This is a genomic window from Actinophytocola sp. (assembly GCF_049647105.1).
In the GTDB taxonomy this organism is placed as follows: domain Bacteria; phylum Actinomycetota; class Actinomycetes; order Mycobacteriales; family Pseudonocardiaceae; genus Actinophytocola.
On the sequence record NZ_JBARWZ010000299.1, the window covers coordinates 33,056 to 56,849 of the forward strand.

Annotated in this window: 8 protein-coding genes; 3 read left to right on the forward strand and 5 right to left on the reverse strand. The window is 69.8% G+C overall.

All coding sequences use genetic code 11. The features are described from left to right. Positions 1-97 precede the first annotated feature (97 nt). From WBA97_RS36785 to WBA97_RS36805, 5 genes are read right to left on the reverse strand one after another with little or no spacing between them, the layout of a single operon-like run. Positions 98-874, reverse strand: a complete 777-nt coding sequence (locus tag WBA97_RS36785; RefSeq protein WP_424235642.1) for an FkbM family methyltransferase — start codon at positions 872-874, stop codon at positions 98-100. After that, positions 871-1,800, reverse strand: a complete 930-nt coding sequence (locus tag WBA97_RS36790; protein ID WP_424235643.1) for a TauD/TfdA family dioxygenase — start codon at positions 1,798-1,800, stop codon at positions 871-873. Before WBA97_RS36790 ends, WBA97_RS36785 begins: the two co-directional genes overlap by 4 nt. Further along, complete coding sequence (locus tag WBA97_RS36795) at positions 1,797-1,991, reverse strand: MbtH family protein (RefSeq protein ID WP_424235644.1); 195 nt, start codon at positions 1,989-1,991, stop codon at positions 1,797-1,799. Before WBA97_RS36795 ends, WBA97_RS36790 begins: the two co-directional genes overlap by 4 nt. After that, on the reverse strand, positions 1,988-13,441 hold the full coding sequence (locus WBA97_RS36800; protein WP_424235645.1) for an amino acid adenylation domain-containing protein: 11,454 nt from the start codon (positions 13,439-13,441) through the stop codon (positions 1,988-1,990). The genes WBA97_RS36795 and WBA97_RS36800 overlap by 4 nt, the downstream gene beginning before the upstream one ends. Further along, positions 13,438-18,309, reverse strand: coding sequence for an amino acid adenylation domain-containing protein (locus WBA97_RS36805; RefSeq protein ID WP_424235646.1), 4,872 nt, complete (start codon positions 18,307-18,309; stop codon positions 13,438-13,440). The genes WBA97_RS36800 and WBA97_RS36805 overlap by 4 nt, the downstream gene beginning before the upstream one ends. A gap of 2,704 nt (positions 18,310-21,013) precedes the next feature. Between WBA97_RS36805 and WBA97_RS36810 the strand changes: the two genes are divergently transcribed. The 3 genes from WBA97_RS36810 to WBA97_RS36820 form a co-directional block, all read left to right on the forward strand. Continuing rightward, positions 21,014-22,282, forward strand: a complete 1,269-nt coding sequence (locus WBA97_RS36810) for an MFS transporter (RefSeq protein ID WP_424235647.1) — start codon at positions 21,014-21,016, stop codon at positions 22,280-22,282. After that, positions 22,275-23,207 carry an aldo/keto reductase gene (locus WBA97_RS36815; protein ID WP_424235648.1) on the forward strand — a complete coding sequence of 311 codons (933 nt, stop codon included), beginning with the start codon at positions 22,275-22,277 and terminating at the stop codon, positions 23,205-23,207. Before WBA97_RS36810 ends, WBA97_RS36815 begins: the two co-directional genes overlap by 8 nt. Then, positions 23,204-23,794: condensation domain-containing protein (locus WBA97_RS36820; RefSeq protein ID WP_424235649.1), on the forward strand; the 591-nt coding region annotated here is incomplete at its 3' end. The genes WBA97_RS36815 and WBA97_RS36820, both read left to right, overlap by 4 nt.

The window sequence follows — 23,794 nt, forward strand, 5'->3', positions numbered from 1 at the left end:
CCGCCGTCGACGTCGGCGCCCCGACCCGGTGTGGTCTGTTGTGTGGTTGCCCGGTCGAGACCGCGGCGCCCGCCGTGTTTTCTCTGCCTCCCGGTCTTCATCGGTGCGCGGACACGGTGTACCGGTCGGACAGGGCATCGTGCGTGCTGACCCGGAAACCGTGTCGTGTCAGGGTCTCCATTGCTTCGTCGAGGTGGCCGGCGGTTTCCGTGCCTGGTGCGTCGTGCACCTCCATGGCTACCTGCCTCACCAGTCCCCAGTGCCTTTCGTCGATGCCGCGTAGCACGTCCAGTTCGGCGCGCTGGACGTCGATCTTGAGCAGGTCCACACGGTCGATCCCACGCTCGTCGATGACCGATGACAGCCTGCGTAACCGGCCAGGATGGGTGACCGGCCGGAGCCGAAAGGCCAGGATCTCGTCCAGGTGTTCCACCATGTCCGGGTCGATCCCTGGCTGCGACCGGACCTGGCGGCGGACGGCTTCCTTGTCCCCGTCCGGGTCCGCGTAGGCGCTCAGTGTCGACATCGTGGTGTAGCCCGGATAGTAAGTGAACGAGACGTCACGCTCGGCATCGGACAGGCCACACGAGAAGACCTCGGCAGGCACGCCGAACTCGGCGATGTTCTGCCGCAGCTTCTCTGCCAGCGGTAGTAACGGCTCGAACGCCAGCACGGTCGCGTCCGGCGCTTCGGCGTGCGCGAACAACGTGAACATGCCGATGTTCGCGCCGGCATCCACCACCACGGCGCCCGGCGGGATCGACAGGCCACCACGCAGGTACGCCCGCGCGCCGAAGATCTCCTCGTACAGGAACTTTGTCTCGTGCGGGTTCACCCCGTGTACCCGGCTGAGGTCGAATGTGGCCGCCGTCATGCCGACATCGCTACCAGCACCCGCCGAGGGCCGGTGAACGGGCGGCGGCCGTGTGCGACCAGCACGTTGTCGATCACAAGCAGGTCGCCCTCCTGCCAGTCGACGTCCACCGCGAGTGCCAGGCCTCGGTCGCGGACCTGCGTCACGTACTCGGCCGGGATCGGGGCGCCGTCGGCGAACGTCACCGACTGCGGAAGTTCGTCCTCGGGTAGCGCGTCGCGCAGGGCGATGCCCACCTCGTCGTCCAGCGCGGCCGGGTGCCACTGGTCGGACTGGTTGAACCAGACCTCGTCGCCGGTCACCGGGTGCGTGGTGGTCGACGGCCGGACCTGGATCACGCGCAGTCCGCCGTCGGCCTTCCATTCCCACGACGCGCCGGCGTCGGTCAGGAACGCCTCGACGGTGGTCCGGTCGCCGGTTTCGAAGGTGTCCTGCCAGCTCTTGCCGAACCCGCGCCCGCCGTGCATGTTCTGCATGTATCGCACGCCGCCCCGGTACGCGTCGCGTACCTCAGGGTCCAGCGACGCCAGCCATGCCGCCGCGTCGACCACGGGGGTCGCCCCACCGGCCGGTGCGGCCTGCTGGCAGTAGAACAGAAGCCGTGCCGGCCAGGCGTGCGAGTAGGACAGTTCGTTGTGCATCGAGATGGTGAACTCGGCCGGGTACTCGGTCGAGGTGTACAGGTTGCTCCCGACCTTCGTACGCGGTGAGTTGCCGTGCACGTAGGCCAGCCGCGTGGACAACAGTCGGTCGATCACCTCGTCCAGCCGATCGGCGCCGAGCCCGAACCCGCGGCACACCAGCGCCTTGTGCTCGAGGATCAGCTTGTCGATCACGTCCGTCTCGGCCACCGCCGCCAGCAGGCCCGCCTCGGTCGCCTGCTGTTCCACCGAGTCCGGCGTGATCACCAACGGAGCCCAGCTCATGACGCGTCCTGGTGCTTGCGCAGGCTCAGCGGGCGCATGTCCGTCCACACCTCGTCGATGTAGTCCACGCACTCCTGTTCGGTGCCGGTCATGCCCGCTGCCCGCCAGCCGCCCGGCAGTTCCCGGCCGTCGGGCCAGATCGAGTACTGCTCCTCGTGGTTGATCACCACGGTGAACCGGTCAGAATTCATGCTGTCACCCTTTGTTGGATCAGGTCCTTGTCCTTGAGCACCACCGGATCGGGGATCGCGTCCGGTAGTTCGTCCTCCAGCAACCGCACCCGGCGGTTGCGCCACGCGGCGACACCGGTCAGCCCGGCAAGCACGCCGGCGGTCATCACGAGCCACGCCATGCCCCGGCCCGGGAGCCCCGAGGCCTGCGCGAGTGGCTCGAAAACCCCGGAGATCAGTGGCCCGGCAAGCACGAAGCCGACCGGGACCATCAGCCAGCTGATCATCATGTTCGCCGCGAACACCCGGCCCTGCAGGTCGATGCCGACCTTCGTCTGCACGATGGCCGCCCAGTGGACGTTGAGCACCGCGGTGCCGAACCCCATGCCGAAGAGGCCAAGGGCGGGGAACACCGGGTGCGGGGCGAGCCCGAGTACGACCATCGACCCGCCGATCAGACCGAAGCAGCCGAGAATGCCCGTGGTGCGCCGCCGGAAGCCGCCCCACACGCTCATCACCACACTGCCTGCCACCAGGCCGACGCCGCCCGCCGACATGACCAGGCCGAGCATGGGCACCGACCCGAGTTCCAGCACCAGCGGGGTGGCCACCACGTTGACGATGGCGAACATGAAGTTCAGCACCGAGGTGAACACGATGATGCCGAGCAGGCCCGGCCTTGCCAGCAGGTAACGCCAGCCGCCGGTGACCTCCTTGCCGAACGGCTCGTCCCGCTTGCGGAACATCCGGTTCGGGAACCGGACCATGACCAGCGTGACCATTGCGAAGCCGAAGGTCAGCAGGTCGATGACGACGATCCCGGTCAGCCCGATGCCGACCGCGAGCGCGCCACCGAGCATCGGCGCGAGCACGTTCCCGGTCGCGCCACCCAGCTGGGCGAGGCCGTTCGCCTTGCCGTAGTACCGCTTCGGCACCAGCTGGCTGACCGCGGCCCGGTACGCCGGTTGCTGGAACGCCACGGCCACCGCGCCCAGCGCGACCAGCGGATAGATCTGCCAGTTCCGCAACGTGTCCGTCCACAACAGACCGACCAGGGACAGCGAGGTCACCGCGGAAAGGCAGTCGGCCGCGATCATGATCTTGCGCCGGTCGAACCGGTCGGCCACGGCCCCGGTGATCGGGGCCAGCGCCACCGCAGGCAGCAACGCCATGACGCTCACCAGCGCGAAGAGCGACACCGACCCGGTCTGCTGGTATACCCACACGCCGAGCGCGAAGGTGGTCAGCCCGGACCCGATGAGCGACGCGAACTGGCCGAGCGCCACGAGCAGGAAAGCCCGCATGTCCGCCGGTGGCGGCGGCCCGACCGGGGCGCCAGGACCTTCGTCGATCAGCGCCGCGAGCTGGCCGGCCTGGTGCTGGTGGAAGTAGTGCCCGGCGTTCGGGATCACATGCAGGGACACCGAATCCGAGAAGTGCGTCCATTCCGACGTGCGTTCCTGGTACAGCTCGGTGGCCCGGTCGCCGTCGCCGACCACGACCACGATCGGCGCGTTCAGCTTGCGGAAGCCGCCGCCGTGGAACGCGTCGGTGTAGAAGTCCTCGCCCGCCTGGGTGTCCTCGGCGAACACGCGCATCAGGAAGTCCTGGTCCTGCTGGTCGAGTACCTCGGTGAACAACCCCGTCGCCCGCAGGAACTCCATCGCCCGCCGCTTGGACATGAACTTCTGCATCGGCATGAGCTTGCGCAGGAACTGGTGGACCTTGCCCGGCATCCTCGGCGCCGGGAAGTGCCCGCCGATGTACACGCGCACCAGGTCGACGCCCTCGTCCTCGAGTCGCCGGGCGATCGCCATGGTCATGGCGCCGCCCATGCAGTGGCCGTAGAGCGCCATGGGCCCGGTGACCTTGGTTTTCACCTCGTCGACCACCCGCTCGACCAGGTCGTCGAAGGGAATGACCGCCTCGGTCTGGTTGCTCAGGTCGTGGCCGGGGGGCTCGATCGCGAACAGCGAGAGGCGTTTCGGCAGCGCCGTCGCGAGTTCCTTGTAGTTCAACGCGCCGCCGGCCGCCAGCGGCACGGCGACGATCGACAGCTCGGCCTGCCGCGGGCTGGTGAGCTCGTGCAGCACGCCTCGTGCCCTCGGCGTGGCGCCGCCGACGTGCGCGCTGAACGCACGGACCGTCGGGTTGGTGAACAGGTCCATCACCGTCGCGGGCACGCCGAGATCACGCACCGCGCGCAGCGCCTTGAAGGAGTCGCCACCGAGTTCGAAGAAGTCGTCGTCGATCCCGATCGACGGCACGCCGAGCAGCTCCGACCAGCGTCGCACGAGCATCGTCTCGAAGGCGTCCCTCGGCCCGGCGCCGGACGGCTCCGCCGTCGGCCTCGGTGGTGCCGGCAGCGCCTTGCGGTCCACCTTTCCGTTGGGGGTCAACGGGAAGGACGGCAGCGTGACGAAGGCCGATGGCAGCATGTAGTCGGGCAGGCCGGCGCGCAGGTGCGCACGCCACTGCCCGGTCTCCGGTTCGTCCGCGCCGGGTGCCGGTGTCACGTACGCGACGATCGCCTTGTCCGCGCCATCGCCACGCACCACCACGACCGCCTGGCCGACTGCCGCGTGCCCGGCGAGCCTTGACTCGATCTCGCCGAGCTCGATCCGGTGGCCACGCACCTTCACCTGGTTGTCGTCGCGCCCCAGGAACTCCAGGCTGCCGTCATCGCGGAACCGGGCGAGGTCACCGGTGCGGTAACGACGGCTGCCAGGGGCGCCGGACGGATCCGGCACGAACTTCCTCGCCGTCTCGGCCGGCCTGCCGAGGTAGTCCCGCGCGAGGCAGGCGCCACCCAGGTACAGCTCGCCCGGCACGCCGACCGGTACCGGGCGCAGCCGCTTGTCGAGCACCGCCGCGGTCACCCCGGACAGGGGCCTGCCGATGGTGATCGGGTCGGCACCATGGCCGATCTCGGCCATGGTCGCCCAGATCGTCGCCTCGGTCGGGCCGTAGAGGTTGTACAGCCTGCCCACCAACGGGACAAGCTGCCGTGCGAGCGCGGCAGGCAACGCCTCACCGCCGCACACGGCGGTGAGGCAGGCCAGCCCCGCCCAGCCGTCGGACACCAGCAACTGCCAGGTCGCCGGCGTCGCCTGCAACACGGTCGCGTGCTCCGCGACCAGTAACGCCGCCAGGTCCGCCGGGTCGTGGGCGACCTCGCGAGTGGCCAGCACGACCCGCGCGCCGCAGATCAGCGGCAGGAACAGTTCCAGCACGGAGATGTCGAACGCGACCGTGGTCACCGCGACCAGCGAGTCGGAAGGGCCGATGCCCAACCTGTCACGCATGCCGTGCAGGAAGTTGACGACCGACCCGTGCTGGACCCGTACGCCCTTCGGCACACCGGTCGAGCCAGACGTGTAGATCACGTACGCGAGGTCGTCACCGCCCACGGTGGGCGGTTCGGCCGCCGGTGCGGTGTGCTCGTCATCGGTGAGCAGGACCCGCACGTCGAACTCGCGGTACTTCGCGGCCACCTTCCGCTCGGTCAACAGCACGGCGGTGCCGGAGTCGGCCAGTACGTGCCGTTGCCGCTCGGCGGGGTAGTCCACGTCCAGCGGCAGGTACGCGGCACCGGCCTTGAGCACGGCGAGCAACGCGACCGGCAACGCCACCGATCGCTCCAGCGCGACCGCGACCAGTGACTCCGGCCCGACGCCCACGGCGGAAAGCGACGCGGCGACGCGTTCGGCGCGGTCGTCGAGCTCGCGGTAGGTCAACGACGTCGATTCGCAGGTCACCGCGACCTGGTCCGGGGTCGCGAGCGCCTGGCGCCGCACCAGTTCGTGGATCGGGAGGTCCGGTGGCGAGTGCTCCTCGGCGCTCGCCACCGGCCGCGACTCGGCCTCGGTGAGCAGGTCGATGTCGTCGAGCGTGCTCGCCGGGTCGTCGGTGACGGCCGTCAGCACCCGCTCCAGGTGGCCGAGCATCCTGGCCGCGGTCGGGGCGGCGAACAGGTCGGTGTTGTACTCCAGACGGCACTCCAACCCGCCGTGGGTGTCGACGACGATCAGGCTCAGGTCCAGCTGCGACACCCCGAGGTGCACGGTCCGGTGCGTGGTCGACGCCCCGGTGAGCGCCAGCCCATCGCCAGGAGTGTTGAGCAGGTTGAACAGCACCTGGAACAGTGGGTTGCGGCTGGGGTCCTTGCGGGGGTCGAGTTCCTCGACGATCCGCTGGAACGGCGCCGCCTGGTGGGCGAACGCGCCGAGTGCGGTGGCCCGCACCGCGGCCAGGTGGTCGGTGAACGTCGCGGAGCCGTCGACCTGGTTGCGCAGCACGAGCGTGTTCAGGAAGCAGCCGATCGCGCGTGCCTGCTCGTCCCGGGTGCGCCCGGCCACGGGGGAGCCGACGCAGATGTCGGTCTCGCCGGTGTACCGGTAGAGCACCGTCTGGAGCGCGGTGAGCACGGTCATGTACATGGTGGCGCCGTGGCCGCTCGCGAGCGTGCGGAGCCTGCCCGTCAGTTCCGGGTCCAGCACGCGGGTGACGATGGCGCCGTCGAAGGTCTGCACCGGCGGCCGGGCGCCGGTCGCCGGCAGGTCGAGAGCCGATGGCGCACCGGTCAGCTGCTTGCGCCAGTAGTCCAGATCGGACACCAGGTAGTCGGACTCCGCGCAGTCGGCGTACTGCACCGGCGGGGTCGTCAGCGGCGACGGCCGACCGGCGCGGTAGGCGTCGTACAGCGCGCCGAGATCGGCGTGCAGCACCGAGAACGACCAGCTGTCGCACACGATGTGGTGCAGGCACAACGCGAGTACGTGGTGCCCGTCGGCCACCCGCAGCAGGCTGAACCGGAACAGTGGCCCCTCGGTGAGGTCGAACGGTTCGCGCGCACCCGCCCGCAGCACGTCGTCGATCCGTGCCTCGGGGACCTCTGTGACGGCCAGGTCGACCGGCATCTCCTCGCGGATCACCTGCAGTGGTTCGCCGTCGGGCGCGGGGAACACCGTGCGCAGTGCCTCGTGCCGTTGCACGACGTCACGCAACGCGTTGTGCAGTGCGGTCACGTCGAGGTCGCCGCGCACGTCCATGGCGTTCAGCACGGTGTAGGCGGCCGGCTGCCCGTGTGCCTGGTCGAGGAACCACATCCGCCGCTGCACCGGCGTCGCCGGCAGGGGGCCCGTACGTCGCGCCTGCGCGGGTGCGGCCGCCGGGTGGTCCTGTGTCGCCGCCGCGGTCATACCGCGCAGGGTCGGGTGCTCGAACACCGCCTCGAGCGGCACGGTCATGCCGAACCGGGCCCGCAGCCGGGCCACCAACTGGGTGGCGAGCAGCGAATCGCCACCCAGCTCGAAGAAGCCGGCCGTCGGCTTGACGTCCCGGACGCCGAGCAGTTCCGTCCAGACGGCGGCGATGCGCGACTCGTCATCGGTCAGCCCGGTCCCGCGCGTCACCGGCACTCCGGCATCCAGGGTGCTGGCCGAACGGGACGCGCCCGCCGCGATCCAGAACCGCTCGCGCTCGAACGGGTAGGTCGGCAGCGGTACGCGCCGCCCTGGTGCGCCAGCGCCGAACGCGGCCCAGTCGACGGTCGCGCCTGCCACCCAGAGCCCGCCGATGCCCGACAGCAACGTGGTGGTGTCGTCGGTCTCGGTGGCGTTCGCGCGCATCGTCGGCACCGCGTCGCCGCCGCCGCGCCGGATCAGCTTGCTCAGCGTGGTGCCGGGGCCGACCTCGGCCGCGATCAGCCCGGCCCGCACGAGTTCGGTCGCGCAGTCGGCGAAGCGGACCGGTTCACGTAGGTGTGCCGCCCAGTAGTGCGGGTCGGTGGCCTGTTGTTCTGTGATCCACGTGCCCGTGGTGTTGGACAGGTACGGCCGCCGAGGTGCGTGCCAGGTCACCCGGCGTGCCTCGGCCAGCAGGCCCGCCGCCGCCGGTTCGACCATTGCCGAGTGGAACGCGTGCGAGGTACGCAGCCACCGGCAGGCCGTGTCGCGGTCCTTCAGTCGCCGCGCGACGGTGTCCAGTGCGGCGCGCGGGCCGGCGAGCACGCACGCCGACGGACCGTTCACCGCCGCCAGCGACACGTCCGGACCGAGCAGGTCGACGACGTCGCGCTCGGGCAGCGCGACCGCGAGCATCGCTCCGCCAGGCAGATCCTGCATCAGCCTGCCGCGGGCCGTGACCAGGCGCAGGGCGTCCTCCAGCGAGAACACCCCCGCCAGGCACGCCGCGACGTACTCGCCGATGCTGTGCCCGGCGTAGGCCACCGGGGTCACGCCGCGCGCGATCAGTTCGCGGGCCAGCGCGTACTCGGTGACGAACAACGCGGGCTGGGTCAGCCAGGTCTCGTCGAGGTCGAGACTGTGTTCGTCGACGGGCCGGCCGTCGGAGTGGATGGCGTCGCGAAGGTCGACGCCGAGCAGTGGTCGCAGGGTCGTGGCGCAGGTGTCCACGACGTCCCGGAACTCGCCGGGTTCGCGGTACAGCCCGGCGCCCATGCCGCGGTACTGCGCGCCCTGACCGGGGAACACGAACGCGACGTCCCGGTCGGCGCCGGTGCGGGCGTCGTCGAGCCCGCGCAGGGCGTCCACCGCGGACTCACGGCCGCCGGTGACGAACCGGCGCCATGGCAGGCGGGTCCGGCCTTGCCGCAGCGTCGCGGCGACGTCCGCGAGGTCGGTCGACGTCGTCGCGAGATGGTCGGCCAGCCTGGCCGACATCGCGTCCAGCGCGCTCGTCGTCTTGGCGGACAGCACAAGCAGTTGCGGTCGGCCGGACCGCTGTCGCGGCTCTGTCCTCGGCGCCTGCTCGACGATCACGTGGGCGTTGGTGCCACCCATGCCGAAGGCGCTGACCCCGGCCCGCAGCGGCCCGTCCGCGACCCACGGCACGGGCGCGGTGGTGAACCGGAACGGGCTTGCCGCGAAGTCGGCGGCCGGGTTGGGCGTCACCAGGTTGACGCTGGGCGGGAGCACCCGGTGCTCGATGGCGAGGACGGTCTTGATCAACCCGGCGATGCCCGCGGCGGCGTTGGTGTGCCCGATGCTGCCCTTGACCGAGCCGAGCACACAGAACTCCGTGTCCTCGGTGCTTGTCCGGTATGCCTGGGTCAGTGCGCTGACCTCGATGGGGTCGCCGAGCGCGGTACCGGTGCCGTGGGCCTCGACGTACCCGATCGAGCGGGCCGGGACCCCGGCGTCGGCCAGCGCGTCGCCGATCACCTCGACCTGACCTTCGACGCCGGGTGCGCTGAACCCGGCACGGGCGGCGCCGTCGTTGTTCACCGCGGAGCCACGGATGACCGCACGGATGGGGTCACCGTCACGAAGGGCGTCGGCCAGCCGCTTCAGCACGACCGCCCCGACGCCGCTGGAGCCGATGGTGCCGCGCGCGTCGGCGTCGAAGGGCCGGCAGTGACCGTCCGGCGACACGACACCACCAGGGTCGTACCGGTAGCCGCGGCGCTGCTGCGGGTCGATGCTGGCCCCGCCCGCGATGGCGACCTCGCACTCGCCCGCGATCAGGGCGCGGCGGGCCATGTGCACCGCGACCAGACCGGTGGAGCACGCGGTGTTGACGTTGATGCTCGGGCCACGCAGGTTGAGCTTGTAGGACACCCGGATCGGCAGGAAGTCCTTGTCGGTGGCCAGTTGCAGCTGGTAGTCACCGACCGCGCGGGCGATCTCCGGCGCGGAGGCGATGTTCTCGGTCAGGTAGACGCTGCGGCTCACGCCCGCGAACACCCCGACCTTGCGACCGCTCTGTTCCGGCGCGTAGGCAGCGGTTTCCAGTGCCTCCCAACAGCATTCGAGGAAGAACCGGTGTTGCGGGTCGAGGATCTCGGCCTCGCGCGGGCTCATCCCGAAGAAGGCGGCGTCGAACCGGTCGATCCCGTCGAGCACGGTGCCCGCTGCGACGTAGTCCGGGTCGGTGACCGCGGCAGGGTCGGCGCCGTCGGCGATCATCTCGTCGATGCCGAACCGGCGGACCAGGTCGGTGCCACCGGCGATGTTGTCCCAGAACTCGTCCGGGTTGGTGGCGCCGGGGAAGCGGCAGGCCATCCCGATGATGGCGATGTCGCCGGTGCCGACCGTGGCCGGCGGTGTCGCTACCTGCGCGGTTTTCGGGGCGGGTGCCGGCTCGCCGAGGAAGGCGGCCAGCGCGCTGACCGTCGTGTACCGGAACAGGTCGGTGACCGTGAACCGGTCGCCGACCTCCTCCTTGAGGAGCCGGTGCATCTTCAACAGCAGCAACGAATGCCCGCCGACGTCGAAGAAGTTGTCGTGCGGGCCGACCTGATCCCGGCCGAGCAGCTGACACCAGATCCGCGAGATCACCTCGGTGAGACCGGCCGCGGGCGGGGGCGCCGGCTCGTCAAGGAACCCGGCCAGCGCGCCGACCGTCGTGTACTGGAACAGGTTCGTCACGCTCAGCCGGTCGCCGAACTCCGCCTTCAGCAACCGGTGCATCTTCAACAACAGCAACGAATGCCCACCGACGTCGAAGAAGTTGTCGTGCGGACCGAAGTTGCCGTGACCGAGCAACTCGCGCCAGATCCGGGTGATCATCTCCGCGACCCGGCCAGCCGGGGGAGTCGCGGACACCCGTTCCTCCGGCGTCGGCAGGCCATGGTAGTCGACCTTGCCGTTCGCGGTCAGCGGCAGCGCGTCGAGGAACACGAAGTTCGCGGGCACCATGTACATGGGCAGTGTCGAGGCAAGTGCCTCCCGCAGCACGGTTTCCGAGCCGGACGACACGACGTACGCGACCAGACGGCGATCGCCGGGTTCGTCCTCGCGGACCCGCACCACGGTCGCGGTCACCGACGGCTGCGCGGTCAGCGCGTGCTCGATCTCGCCGAGTTCGATCCGGTACCCGTTCAGCTTGACCTGACGGTCGATGCGGCCCAGGTACTCCAGCGTCCCGTCCGGTCGCCTGCGCACCAGGTCCCCGGTCGCGTACATGCGCCGCCCGTCACCGGCGAACGGGTCGGGCACGAACCGCTGTGCGGTCAGGCCCGGCCGGTTCAGGTAACCCCGGGCCACGCCCGCGCCACCGACGTACAACTCTCCCGGCACCCCGGCGGGCAACGGCTGCAACGCACCGTCCAGCACGTACAGCCGTGCACCGGTGATCGGCCTGCCGATCGGCACCGGCCCCGCGTCCGGGAAGTCGGCGGGCACCGTGTAACCGGCGCAGCCGACGACGGTTTCCGTTGGGCCGTAGTGGTTGTACAGCTTCGTTTCCGGTGCGTGTGCACGCCAGAACCGCAGTCGCTCGGCGGTCAGCTGTTCGCCGCCGACCACGATCGCCCGTACCCGTCCGGCCGCCCGCGCCGGGTCCAGCTGTCCGGCGAGCAGGTCCAGGTGCGCGGGCGTGATCTTCATCAGGCCGTACGGTTCCCGCCGCTGCGCCAGCAGCTCACCGAGCGCCGCCGTGCCGTCCCGGCCATCGGGCAGCAGGTGCACCCCGTGCCCGGCGAGCAACGGCACCAGCAGGCTCGTCACCGTGATGTCGAACGCCGCCGACGAGTGCACCGGCGAGCCGCCGTCGAGCGGGTAGTTGCCCCGCGCCCAGCCGATGTAGTTGGCGACGCCGCGCTGGGTGACCAGCACACCTTTCGGCTTGCCGGTCGACCCGGACGTGTAGATCACGTACACCAGGTCCTCAGGGCCGGTGACGGGCGGCTCGAACGGTTCGGCGGCACCGGGCCAGCCAGGGTCGTCGACATCGACGACCGCGCCCGCGAAGACGGAAGTGGCGCGCTGACCCGCCAGAACCAGCGCGGGCGCGCAGTCCTCTCCGACCCAGCGCAGCCGTTCGGCGGGATGGGCCGGGTCCAACGGCAGGTACGCCGCGCCGGTGCGGGCCACCGCGAGCATCGCGACCACCTGGTCGATCCCGCGGTCGAGGCACAGGGCGACCACATCGCCCCGGCCGACGCCCCTGGCACGGATCGCCCTCGCCCACTCGTCGGTCGCGACGGCCAGTTCCGCGTAGGTCAGCGCGCGGTCGCCCTCGGTCACCGCGACCTCGTCCGGCACCCGGGCCACCGCGGCCGCGAACAACTCGGTCAGCGACGGCGAGTCCGGCGGCTCCGGTGCGCCGATGCCGGGCGTCACCTCGTCGTCGGCGACCATCGGGAGTGTGTGCACCGGCCGGTCCGGCCCGGCGACCGCGGCGCACAGGAGCGTGCCGAAGTGCCCTGCCAGCCCGCGGATCGTCGCCTCGTCGAACAGGTCGGTGCTGTACTGCCACCACGTCTGCCCACCACGGATGATGAGGGTGAGGTCGGCCTTCGTGGTGTGGTCCTCGGTGGCCACCGTCTCGGCCGCGACGTCGCCGAAGTCGGGCAGTGGCGCTTCGCCCTCCTCATAGGCGAAGCGCACCTGGACCAACGGGCTCCTGCCCGGCTGACGCCGCGGCCGGACCGCCTCGACGACGTGCTCGAACGGCAGGTCCTGGTGCTCGAAGGCACCCAGCATCGCCTCGCGCACCCGGTCCACGACGGTGCCGAAGTCCGGCCCGCCGGCAAGGGAGGTCCGGATGGCCAGCGTGTTCAGGAAAAGCCCGACCAGTCCCGTGGTCTCCTGCCGTTGCCGGTTGGCGATCGGGATGCCGGTGAGCAGATCGGTCCGGCCGGTGTAGCGGCCGAGCACCACCTGGAACGCGGCGAACAACACCATCGCCCTGCTCGCCGTGTGCCGCTTGCACAGGTCCGCGAGCCCATCGGGGATCGGCAGGTCAACCGACAGGATGGCGCCCGCGTCGGACTGGGTCGCCGGGCGCACCCGGGTGGTCGGCAGGTCGAGCACGGTCGGCACACCGTCGAGGGTCTCGCGCCAGTACGCCAGCTGCCGGTCCCGCTCGGGGCCCGCGAACCGTTCCCGTTGCCACACCGCGAAATCCGCGTACCGCAGCGCGGGCGCGGCGAGCACCCGGTCGCCGCGGTAGATGGCGCCCAGCTCGGTGATCAGGATGTCCATCGACCGCGCGTCCGTGGCGATGTGGTGCACGCTCATCGCGAGCACGTGGTCCACCGGGTCGAGCCGGAACAACCTCGCCCGCATCGGCGGGGCGGTGGTCAGGTCCATCGGGCGGGCCAGTTCCTCGGCGAGCCGCGCGGACAGCTCCTCCGGACGCACCTGGTCGACCGGCAACGGCACGTCGCCTGGCTCGGCGACGATCTGTCTGCCCGCGTCGTCGCCACCGTCGTCGCCGGTGTAGATGGTGCGCAGGCTGTCGTGCCGGGCGGCGAGCGTGGTCAGCGCACGCCGCAACGCGTCGACGTCGAGCGGGCCTCGGAGCCGGTACACCAGCGGCAGCAGGTACCGCGTGGACCCGGGCGACTGCTGCTCCAGGTACCACATCCGCTGCTGCGCGAACGACATCGGCGCGGGGCCGGTGCCACCACGCCGCGGGATCCGGTTGGCCGCAGGGGTTTTCGACACCAGCGTCCTGCGTAACGCGGACAGGTTGATCGGGGTGACGCCGTCTTCCACACTCATGCCAGTTCTCCCGCGCTCGCGCCGACCAGTGCCGCCGCCGCCGTCTCCACAGTGGTCCCGTGTTTCCCGCGCAACCACGCCGCCAGCTCACCCGGGGTGTGGTGGGTGAACAGTGCTCGCACCGGCACCGCGACGCCGAGTGCCTCCTCGAGCATCGCCACGAGCCTGGTGGCGACCAGGGAATGCCCGCCGAGGTCGAAGAAGTCGTCGTCGACGCCGACCGCGTCGAGGTCCAGCGCTTCGGCGAACGCGGCGACCGCGACCGCCTCCAGTGCGGTCCTCGGTGGCGTCGCCGTGGTCGCCACGACGGGAGCGGGGAGGCTCCCTCGGTCGAGCTTCCCCGTTGCGCCACGCGGAAGGGTGGTCACCGGCATGATCACCGACGGCACCATGTACGCGGGTAGCCGCTCGGTCAGCAGTTCCCGTACCGACGCGACCAACCCGGCCGACTCCTCGGCGAGCACGTAGCCGGTCAGCCTGCCCGTCTCCCGGTCGTACACCGCGGCCGCCGCCTCGACTGCCGGGTGCTCGGTCAACGCCACCTCGATCTCACCGAGTTCGACACGATGGCCGCGGATCTTGACCTGGTCGTCGGCGCGGCCGACGAACCAGAGCACGCCGTCGGCGTCGCAGCGCGCGAGATCGCCGGTGCGGTAGAGCCGTTCCCCGTCGATATCGGGCACGAACCGCTGCGCCGTCTGGCCCGGGCGGCGCAGATACCCTCGGGAGACCGCGTGTCCGCCGACGCAGAGTTCGCCGACGACCCCGGTCGGCACGACAGCGCCGTTGGCGTCGAGGACCTTCACGCGCACGCCGGCCACGGGGGTGCCGATCGGCGGCAGCGGCGGCCAGGCGGCCGGATCCTCCGTCAGGGTGTGTGCGACCACGACATGCGTCTCGGTGGGGCCGTAATGGTTGTGCAGCCTGGCCTCCGGCATGGCACGGAACATCGCGACGAGGTGGTCGTTGACCTGCAGCTGCTCGCCCGCGGTGATCACGTCCCGCAAGTCGGTCGGCACCTTCGCGGTGCGCGTGCTGGTCACGGCGAGTTCGTTGAGTGCGACGAACGGCTGGAACAACCGCTCGATCCGAGCCGAGCACAGGAAGTCCAGCAACGTCACCGGATCCCGGCGCACCTGGTCGTCGACCATCACCACCGTGCCACCGGCCGCGAGCGTGCAGAAGATCTCCTGAATGGACACGTCGAAGGTCAGGGGGGTGAACTGCAGAACCCGCGCGGGTGCGCCAAGTCCGCCGTCGGTGGCCTGCCAGTTCAGCAGGTTCACCAGCGCTCGGTGCGGCATCGCGCAGCCCTTTGGCTTGCCGGTGGAGCCCGAGGTGTACAGCAGGCAGGCCAGGTTCTCGGCGTCCACGGCGACCGACGGCGGCCGGTCCACGCCGGCTGGCACATCGTCCATGTGGACCACATGGGACAGTGCCGGGGTGATCCCGTCGTGGTGCGAGCCGTCGGTCAGCAGCACGGTCGCGTGCCCGTCGGCCAGGATCATCGACTGTCGCGCGTGCGGGTCCGTGGTGCTCAACGGCAGGTAGGCGCCACCCGCCTTGAGCACACCGAGGATACCGGCGACCAGATCGAGGGTGCGCTGGACATGGATGGCGACCGGCACGTCGGGTCCGACGCCAAGGCCGGTCAGCCGGTGCGCGACGGCGTTCGCCCGCCGGTCCAGCTCGGCGTAGGTGAGCCTGACCCCGTCGCATTCCACCGCGACGGCATCCGGGGTGCTCGTCACCTGCCGCGCCACGAGCGTGTGCAGGCACTCGACCGGTTGCGGGACAAGGAAACCGAGCTCGTCGTGACCGAGGGGGAGCTGCGACAGCCGCACACCGGGGTCTTCGGTCACCGCGCGCAACGCGGCCTCGTAGTGCGCGAGGATCCGTTCTGCCGTGGCCGGGTCGAACAACTCCGTGGCGTACTCGGCGGTCAACGTCGGCCTGCCGTAGGGGAAGTTGACGTTCATCAGCAGGTCGAGCTTGGCCATGCCGTTGTCGGCTCCTGGGCCGAGGCTGACCGTCAGCTCGCCCGCCGTCACCGGCGTCACCGTGTCCTGCACGACGAACATGGTCTGGAACAACGGGTGCGTGCTCAGGTCACGGTCGGCGCCGACGCGTTCGACGATGCGCTCCAACGGCACCTCGCTGTGCCGGGTCGCCGCGAGCAGCACGTCCCGGACCCGGCCGAGTAACTCGTCGAACGACGGATCGGCGGACAGGTCGGTGCGAATCGGCAGGGTGTTCACGAAAAAGCCCACCAGCGGAGCCGAATCCGGGTCTTCCCGGCCGGCCGAGGCAATCGCCGTCACCAGGTCGTCCTGGCCGGTGTAGCGCCGCAGGACCGCCTGGAACACGGTGAAGAGCACCATGAAGTTCGTCGCGCCCCGTGCGCGGCTGAGCCGTTCGATGGCCTCCCACAGGTCAGCGGGCACTACGCGGTCCATACGGGCGCCGGTGTTGCCGCGTTCGACCGGTCGAGGCCGGTCCACCGGCAACGTCTGCGCCGAGGGTGGTGGCTCGAGAAGCCGCTGCCAGTAGGCGAGACCCTCGTGCAGCGTTGTCTCCGCGCGCCCGGCGTAGCGGCGTGCGATGTCCTGGTAGGACACGTCGACCGGCGGCAGCGGCGACGGGCGCCCGGCCGCGAACGCTCCGTACAGCTCCGCGAGCTCGTGCACCACCACCCGCGCGGACCATCCGTCGAAAGCGATGTGGTGCACGGCGCACAGCAACTCGTGCCTGTCCTCTGCCAACCGCAGCAAGCCGAACTTGATCAAGGGCGGCAGGCCGAGGTCGAACGTGGTGCCGGCGAACGACGTGATCATCTCGTCCCGCGCGGTCGATGGCGCGGCGAGCAGGTCGACGTAGGGAAGGTCGGGGTGCACGTCGTCGACGACGAGCGGCACCGGGCGACCATCGCGGGTGGTGAATCCGGTGCGCAACGGAACGTGGCGGCGCACGATCTCGCGCACCACCGCCGCCAGCGTGGCACGGTCCAGTGGCCCGGTGAGCCCGAAGACCATCGCCTCGGTGTTGCGTGCCGTGCCCGGTTGCAGTTGTTCGGTGAACCAGAGTCGAAGCTGTGCGGAGGACACGACCTGGTCGTCCGCGACCGGGGTAGCGGTGACAGTGGTGCGAGGCAGACCGTCGACGACCTCGGCCAGAGCGGCAACGGTCCGACTGCTCAGGATGTGGTGCGCGCGGACGGGCTTGCCCAGCTCCTGCTCGATCCGGGTCGCGATGCGCATCGCCATCAGCGACTGGCCGCCGAGCGCGACGAAGTCATCGTGCACGCCGAGGATGCCTTCCCCCAGCTCCGCGCACCATAATCGAATCAGCGCGTGTTCGGTGGGGGTACTGGCAGCGGTCACGTCGTCGCCGGTCCTCGGCGGCGCGGGCAGTGCCTTGCGATCCACCTTGCCGTTCACGGTCACCGGCAGCTCGTCCAGCACCACATAGCGGGCAGGCACCATGTACTCGGGCAACGCGGCGCGCAGGTAGGCGGCGAGGTCCGGCTCGGCGCCCGGCTCGAGCGCGACGTATCCGACCAGCTCCTTGTCCCCAGGCTGATCGTCGCGGACCAGCACAGCCGCCTTGCGCACCTGCGGGTGACCGTTGAGCACGGTCTCGATCTCGCCCAGCTCGATCCGGAACCCGCGGATCTTCACCTGGTTGTCGACGCGGCCGAGGAAGCCGAGGTGTCCGTCCTCGCGCAGCTCGGCCCGGTCGCCGGTCCGGTAGAGCCGGGCGCCGCCGCCACGCGGATCCGGCACGAACCGTTGCGCGGTCAGGCCCGGCCTGCCGAGGTACCCTCTGGCGAGTCCGGGGCCGCCGAGGTAGATCTCGCCTTCCTCCACCGGGTCGAGGTGCTCGTCGAGCACGAGCACCTCGGTACCGTCCACAGCGGAGCCGATCGACGGCAACCGGTCACCGGAGTCCGCGGCAGGCACCTCGGCGAACGTGGACATGATGCTGCACTCGGCGGGTCCGTACTCGTTGACGAACCGGAACGGCAGCCCGGGCGGGGTGAACGTGGTCAGCCGGTCACCGCCGGTGCGCAGCACGCGAACCGGGGTGACCGCGGGCCAGTCCAGCTTGACCAGAGCCTCGCCGACCGCCGTGGGCACGGCGCAGTGGGTGACACTCCGGCGGATCAGCCAGTCCCGTAACGCGGTCATGGAGCCACGGTCGTCCTGGCCTGGGACGACCAGCGCACCACCGCTGGCCAGGGTCCGCCAGATCTCCAGAATGCTGTAGTCGAACGCGGGGCTCGCGAACAACGCGACCCGGTCGCCCGGTCCATGCCGCCACGCGCGCGCGGACCACGTCGTCGTATTGCTCAGCCCGCGGTGCGGAACCTGCACACCTTTCGGCCGCCCGGACGACCCCGAGGTGTAGATGACGTACGCGATCTGCTCCGGATGGGCGTCGTGGGTGAAGCCGTTCGCCGGCCGTTCGGTGAGGTCCGGCACGAGTACGCGGGGCAGGTCAAGGTGCCGGTCCGCGACCACGGCGACGACGTCCGCTTCGGCCAGTGTCGCGCTGGTGCGCGGGATCGGGTCGGTCGGCAGGATCGGCAGGAAGGAACAACCCAGCTTCAGCGCCGCCAGTTCCCCGGCGACGAGCGTGGCGGAGAGGTCGGCGACCACGGCGACGATGCGGCCTCGCGCGGCGCCCATGGCGGCCAGCCGGCCGGCGAGCGCGTCCGCGGTGGCGTTGAGGTGCGTGTAGCTGAACGAGTCGGTGGCGGTGAGAACGGCGGGTGCCTGCGGGTTTTCCCGCACCCGGTCGTCGAACTCACGCAGTACCGATGGCTGCCCGGCCGTCAGACCGTCCGTTACCTCAGTCGGTGCAACCACGGTGGAACCTCGCTCTTACCAGGGACAGAGGGCAGGGTGGATCGTCGCGTTTGATGTCCTGAGGCAGAACACGAGTTGGAATGCTCAGCACCGCGAACTTCCTGCCGCTGAAACCTTACGCACGCAGGTCGTGTCGAGCGGCCGTTTCGCGAACTTCTCCCGCTTGACGCCGTAGGCCAAGTCGGTGGAACGGAGGCCTTCGTTACGTGTAGACCTGCGCGAAAACGATCGTCGAGCCGACGGCCAACGACAGTACGGCACGGACAGTGTCAGTGTTCTGCGCATTCGGTGACGAGGGCCTTCATCCTGGTCATGGACCCATCGGTACTGGTGGGCGTCGTGCAGCATGGTCGACCGCGATTGCGACTGTCAACGGCAGTTTACAGGCACAAATGAGGACCACGCGGTGCGAGGGAACCTGATCCTCACCCCGATGCGGTGTCGTCGACCGCGAGGGAATGCATGACCTGCGCATGGAATGTGCGGGGCGAGCAACCTGTCTACCCACCATGCGGCGGTCGGGTAGTGGGCCGTCCGCCGGGTCGTGGTGCGTCTGATCGGGACAGTGCAGTGATCCGGTTGGCGAGATTCTGTATGAAGTTCTTGACGTGTAAGGGTTTTGCTGCCTGGTGTCGGCCGTGTCGCTGTACGTGATGGTTCCCGGGTGTACGTACCACGAAACCGATCACGTCGACCTGCTTGATGGTTCGGGACACGTTGGCCGAAGACTACGGCCTGACCACAGCCGAGCACGGGACGTATTGGGGCGAATGGCCACCGCCGGGTTGCTGAGTCGAACCGGGGCACCCGGTGCGTCCTGTCGACTGCCACCACCTCGGCGGCGATGACCTTGCGAGGAATGCCGTTCAGCCCGCCCGGCGTACTGCCACGACAAGCGCGCGGTCGGTGTTCTCGATCTCTTCTATTCGTTGTCTGACGTAATCACTCGCTACACCACTGGTGCCGATCCAGCCGTCCTTGAGGAGGTCAGTGAACGTGGTGTCATTTAGGTATCGCATTCATCGTCGACCTCTTTCATGCGCTAGTTGCTTGACGGCCTGCTCATCCGGACGATAGGCCCATTCTTCACCGTTCTCTGCGCGCATCCTCTTATATTGGAGCAACACGTAGTTGCCGTGAGTCTCGTGGTAATGGATTAGATCCATGCCGAGCTGTGTTTCCAGGTCGCGGCGGTCTGACATGTAGACCCACAGAAGCTGATTTCTTTTAGCAAAATACCCCCGACCGACAACGATGGTGATGCCGGGGACCAGTCTCCGAAGACGCGGTGATCGTGCTCCAGTTGTTGTCTCTCGAATGATGAACGGAGGTTGTGGTTCGCCCTCGGCGGCGGGAACGAACGCACGGACCACAGCGGTAGGAGCCTTCGTCGCGGTCTGAGATTCTGCCGTGACAAGTACTGTCACGCGACTGGATCGCAGATAGCGAACCGATCGCCCAGGTTGGGGGGCTGGAACGCCGAGCCTGCACCCTGGATCACTGGCTGGTGACAGGACTGGCCTCGTGTAACTCTCTGTAGTCGCGAACGAATCGGTCAGGACCAGCGTTGGTGCTGTAGCGGGCCGCACGTCGCTGGCGGCGCAGTACCGGGTGGCTGCCGGTCTGTACGCGCGATCGCCTCTGCGGTAGTTGCTCGTGGTGTGTGGGCAGGTCGGTGGCGGCGAGCAGGGCATCGAGTTGGTGTTCCGTGAGGGTAGTTGCGTGTGGGCCGAGGAGGGTTCCGTCGGCATGTAACCGATGCGAGCGAGCGTGACGGTTTCGGGGGTGGCGGGCGACGCGTCGCCCGCGTGCGGGATCAGAGATTGGCGGTCAAGATCCCTGAGTCACGACGGTGCCGATGAGGCGTGCCATGTCGAAGTGTGACCGCTGTGGGGCAGCGCGGCACGCCGTCCCGGATTCGTTCTCCGGGCTGACGTTGGCCCATTCGTGCGGCGTATCGCCCGATGATCGCTGCACCTGATGGCGGAGCCGGTTGCTCCGGGCGGAGCAGATTGTCCTGCCCGGATTCGGTGGCGATGTGCGTTGATTCCCTGGTCTCACGTGTCAACCCGCTGATCGTATGAAACAGGAACCGGTTCGCGTAAAAACGGTGTTAGTCAAATGCTCATGCACTGCGATTAAGAAAGTGTTGAATCGCCTGTTGTGAGGGAAATGGTGCGATTTGCGCGACGGGCATGCGTTGCGTATGGCGCATGCCGGGAATCGGCGGCGGCGCAAGGGGGACTGTAACCGCATGTCAACGCGCTGCCCGCACCCTTCGCGAAAGCTATTACCCGAGGATAGACAGACTGCGAAAAGAGTCAACGTGATCCACGTCACATAATTTTCGGGTTGTTGTCCGGCTTTGACATCCGCAAGATGGGAGCCGATGGGCGGCCATTGGCTGGGTCGCAATTCGACCGATAACCACGTTCTCCGTGTGTCGAAAATCGGCACACGGTAGTTGCCTGCCCAAAAACAGCGGAGGGAGGTGAATCAGACATGCCAGTCGAGACGTTCCACGACTCCATTCTCGATGGTGAGGAGGCCGAGGCCGTGCTCGCCGCCTTCGAGGAGGAGGACGAGTGAGCCGGGCTCGTCACCTGACGAGCTCCCGTGAGTGAGCCGGGGCGCCCCGCGCACTCGCCGGTGGCGGGTCGGCTGTCGCCTGCCCGCCACCCCCCGGACTTCCGCTAGGAGGCACATGACGACCGCCCCCGCTGATTCGCGGCGTGCCGTGACCAACCTGCGGCTGCTCTGGTCCGGGCAGCTGGTGAGCCAGGTCGGCAGCGAGGTCACCAAGCTGGCGCTGCCGTTGTACGCGCTCAGTGCGCTGCAAGCCACCTCCGGCCAGATCGGCCTGCTGCGCGCCGCCGCGTTCGCGCCGGTCATGGTCGCGATGCCGCTCATCGGAGTGTGGACCGACCGACTGCGGCGCAGGCCGGTGCTCATCGCGGTCAACACGGCGCAGGCGGCCGTGCTCGCTCTGCTCGCCATCGTCGCGTTCAGCGGTGAGGCCGGGCTGTTCGTGCTCGTCGCCGGGGTTGCGGTGCTCGGTGTGCTCGCACAGTTCGGTGAGGTCGGCTACCCCGCGCTGGTCCCCTCGGTCGTGGAGGACGGGGACCTCGCCAGGGCCAACGGCAGGTTGTTCGGTGCCCAGTCGATCGCCGAGTCAGCGGGCCCTGGCATCGCCGGGGTGATGCTCGGATGGGTCGGCCTCGGGTGGGTGCTGGTCATCGACGCGCTCAGCTTCCTCGTCGCCACGATCACCCTGATGAGCATCCGGGTGGTCGAGACGGTGCGCGACCGGGCCGAGCGTCACCTGCTGCGCGAGATCACGGTGGGCCTTCGTGTGGTCATGGCACACCCGGTGCTGCGCGCCACGATCGCCACCGCGACGACGTACAACCTCCTGGACTCGGCCGCGACCACCGTGTTCCTCGTGCACGCCGCCAACAACCTTGGCATGTCCGTCACCCAGATCGGGGTGGTGCTCGGTTGTGGCAGCGTCGGCGCGATCCTGGGCAGCTTCGCGTCGTCGAGGTTCGCGTCGGCACTCGGCATCGGCCGGGCCATGACCCTCATGCAGGCCGCGGGTACGATCCTGCCGTTCGCGCTGGTCCTGCCCGGCGACGCGGGCTTCGGCTCGGTCGCGCTGTGCACCGCCGTGTTCGTCGCCTGGTGCTTCTCCATCGCCGCCTACAGCGTGCAGTCGCTCAGCATCCGCCAGTCGGTCACGCCGCAACACCTCCTTGGCCGGGTGATGGCGGGCAGCTGGGTCTTCGTGCTCGGTGCCGTTCCGATCGGCGCGCTTCTCGGCGGCGCGGCGGGCAACGCGTGGGGTCCTGGTACCGCACTCGTGGTCTTCCTGCTCGCGCTGCCGCTGTCCCTGGTCGTGCTGGCGACCTCAGCGGTACCGAGGATCACGGCACTGCCCAAGCCCGACCCGGCCTTCTGGGAGCGTCATGGCTGAGCGGATGGAGACGACCACTTTCACCGCCGAGGTGTCCTCGGTTCCGCTCGTCGCCGGGTGCTGGTCGTGGGGCAACCGCCGTACCTGGGGGTACGGGTCGCGGTTCTGCGACGCCGACCTGCGCGCCGCGGTCGAGGCGCTCGGCGCGCACGGCGTGCGGTGCTATGACACCGCCGAGGTCTACAGCGGCGGGCACGCCGAACGGCTGCTCGGCGAGTTCGCGGACGGGACCGCGGTCGTCTCGACGAAGTTCTTCCCCTACCCGTGGCGCCTGACCAAAAGCCAGTTCCTGCGCGCGGTCGCACGCAGCGGTCGCAGGCTACGCACCGACCGTGTCCACCTCTACCAGATCCACCACGAGCCACCGGCCCCGCTCCTGCGCCGCTGGGCCGGGTACCTCGCCGCGGCCCGTCGCGCCGGGCTCGTCGAGTCCATCGGCACGTCCAACCTGTCCGCGGCCGGCCTGTGCGCGACCGTCGCCGAACTGGCCGAGCACGGCGAGCGGGTGAGCACGCACCAGGCCAGGTACAACCTCTGCGACCGCCGCGTCGAGCGCGACGGGGTCGCCGACGTCTGCCAGGCCGAGGGCATCGTCCTGCTCGCGCACAGTGCCCTCGGTCAGGGCCTGCTGTCCGGGCGCTACCGGGCGGGTGACGTCATGCCCGGCCGCAGACCGCTCAACGAACAGGTGCTGCGCCAAGCGGATCCGGTGATCCAGCTCCTGATCCGGTACGCCGACCGGCTCGCGACCACTCCGGCGGGCGTCGCGCTGGCGTGGTTGCGGCACCAGGGCGCCGTGCCCATCGTCGGTGTGCACGACCGGCGTCAGGCCGAGGAGGCCGCACGGGGCCTCGGCGTGCGGCTCACCGACACGATGGCGCAGCGCCTCGACGCCGTGACCCGGCCGTGGCGGGGGAAGTCGTGACCGCGGCCGAGGATCGTGCGGAACTGCGCGACCGGCTGCTGCGCGTCCTCGGCGGCGTGCCGGCCACCCCGGCGCCGTCACAGTCGCAGATGCTCGCCGCCGCGGCGGCGAAGGACGGGCTGTCCCCGCACGTCGACCTCGTCGCCGCCCGGATCACCGGGCCGGTCGACATCGCGGCACTGCGCACCGCACTCGACGCGCTGGTCGCCAGGCACGAGATGCTGCGCACCCACTTCGTGTTCTCGCCGAGCACGCTGATGGTGGTCCGCCCGCCGGAGCGGGCACAGCTGACGGTCGAACCGATCTCCGACCTGACCGAGGCGGGGGCGCGGGCCGCCGCGCTCATGGCGACCCCGGCCGACGTCGGTGCCTCGGCACCGCACCGGGCGTTGCTGCTTTCCCTCGACGAGTACACACACGTCCTGCTCGCACCGCTGCCGCACCTCGTGTCCGACGAGGTCTCCCACGGCATCTACCTGCGCGACCTGGCCGCCCTGTACGCGGGCGCGGAGCTGCCCCCGCCCGGCCGCTACCGCGACCACGCCGCGGCCCAGGCCGCGGCACTCGCCGACGGTGCCGCCGTGGCC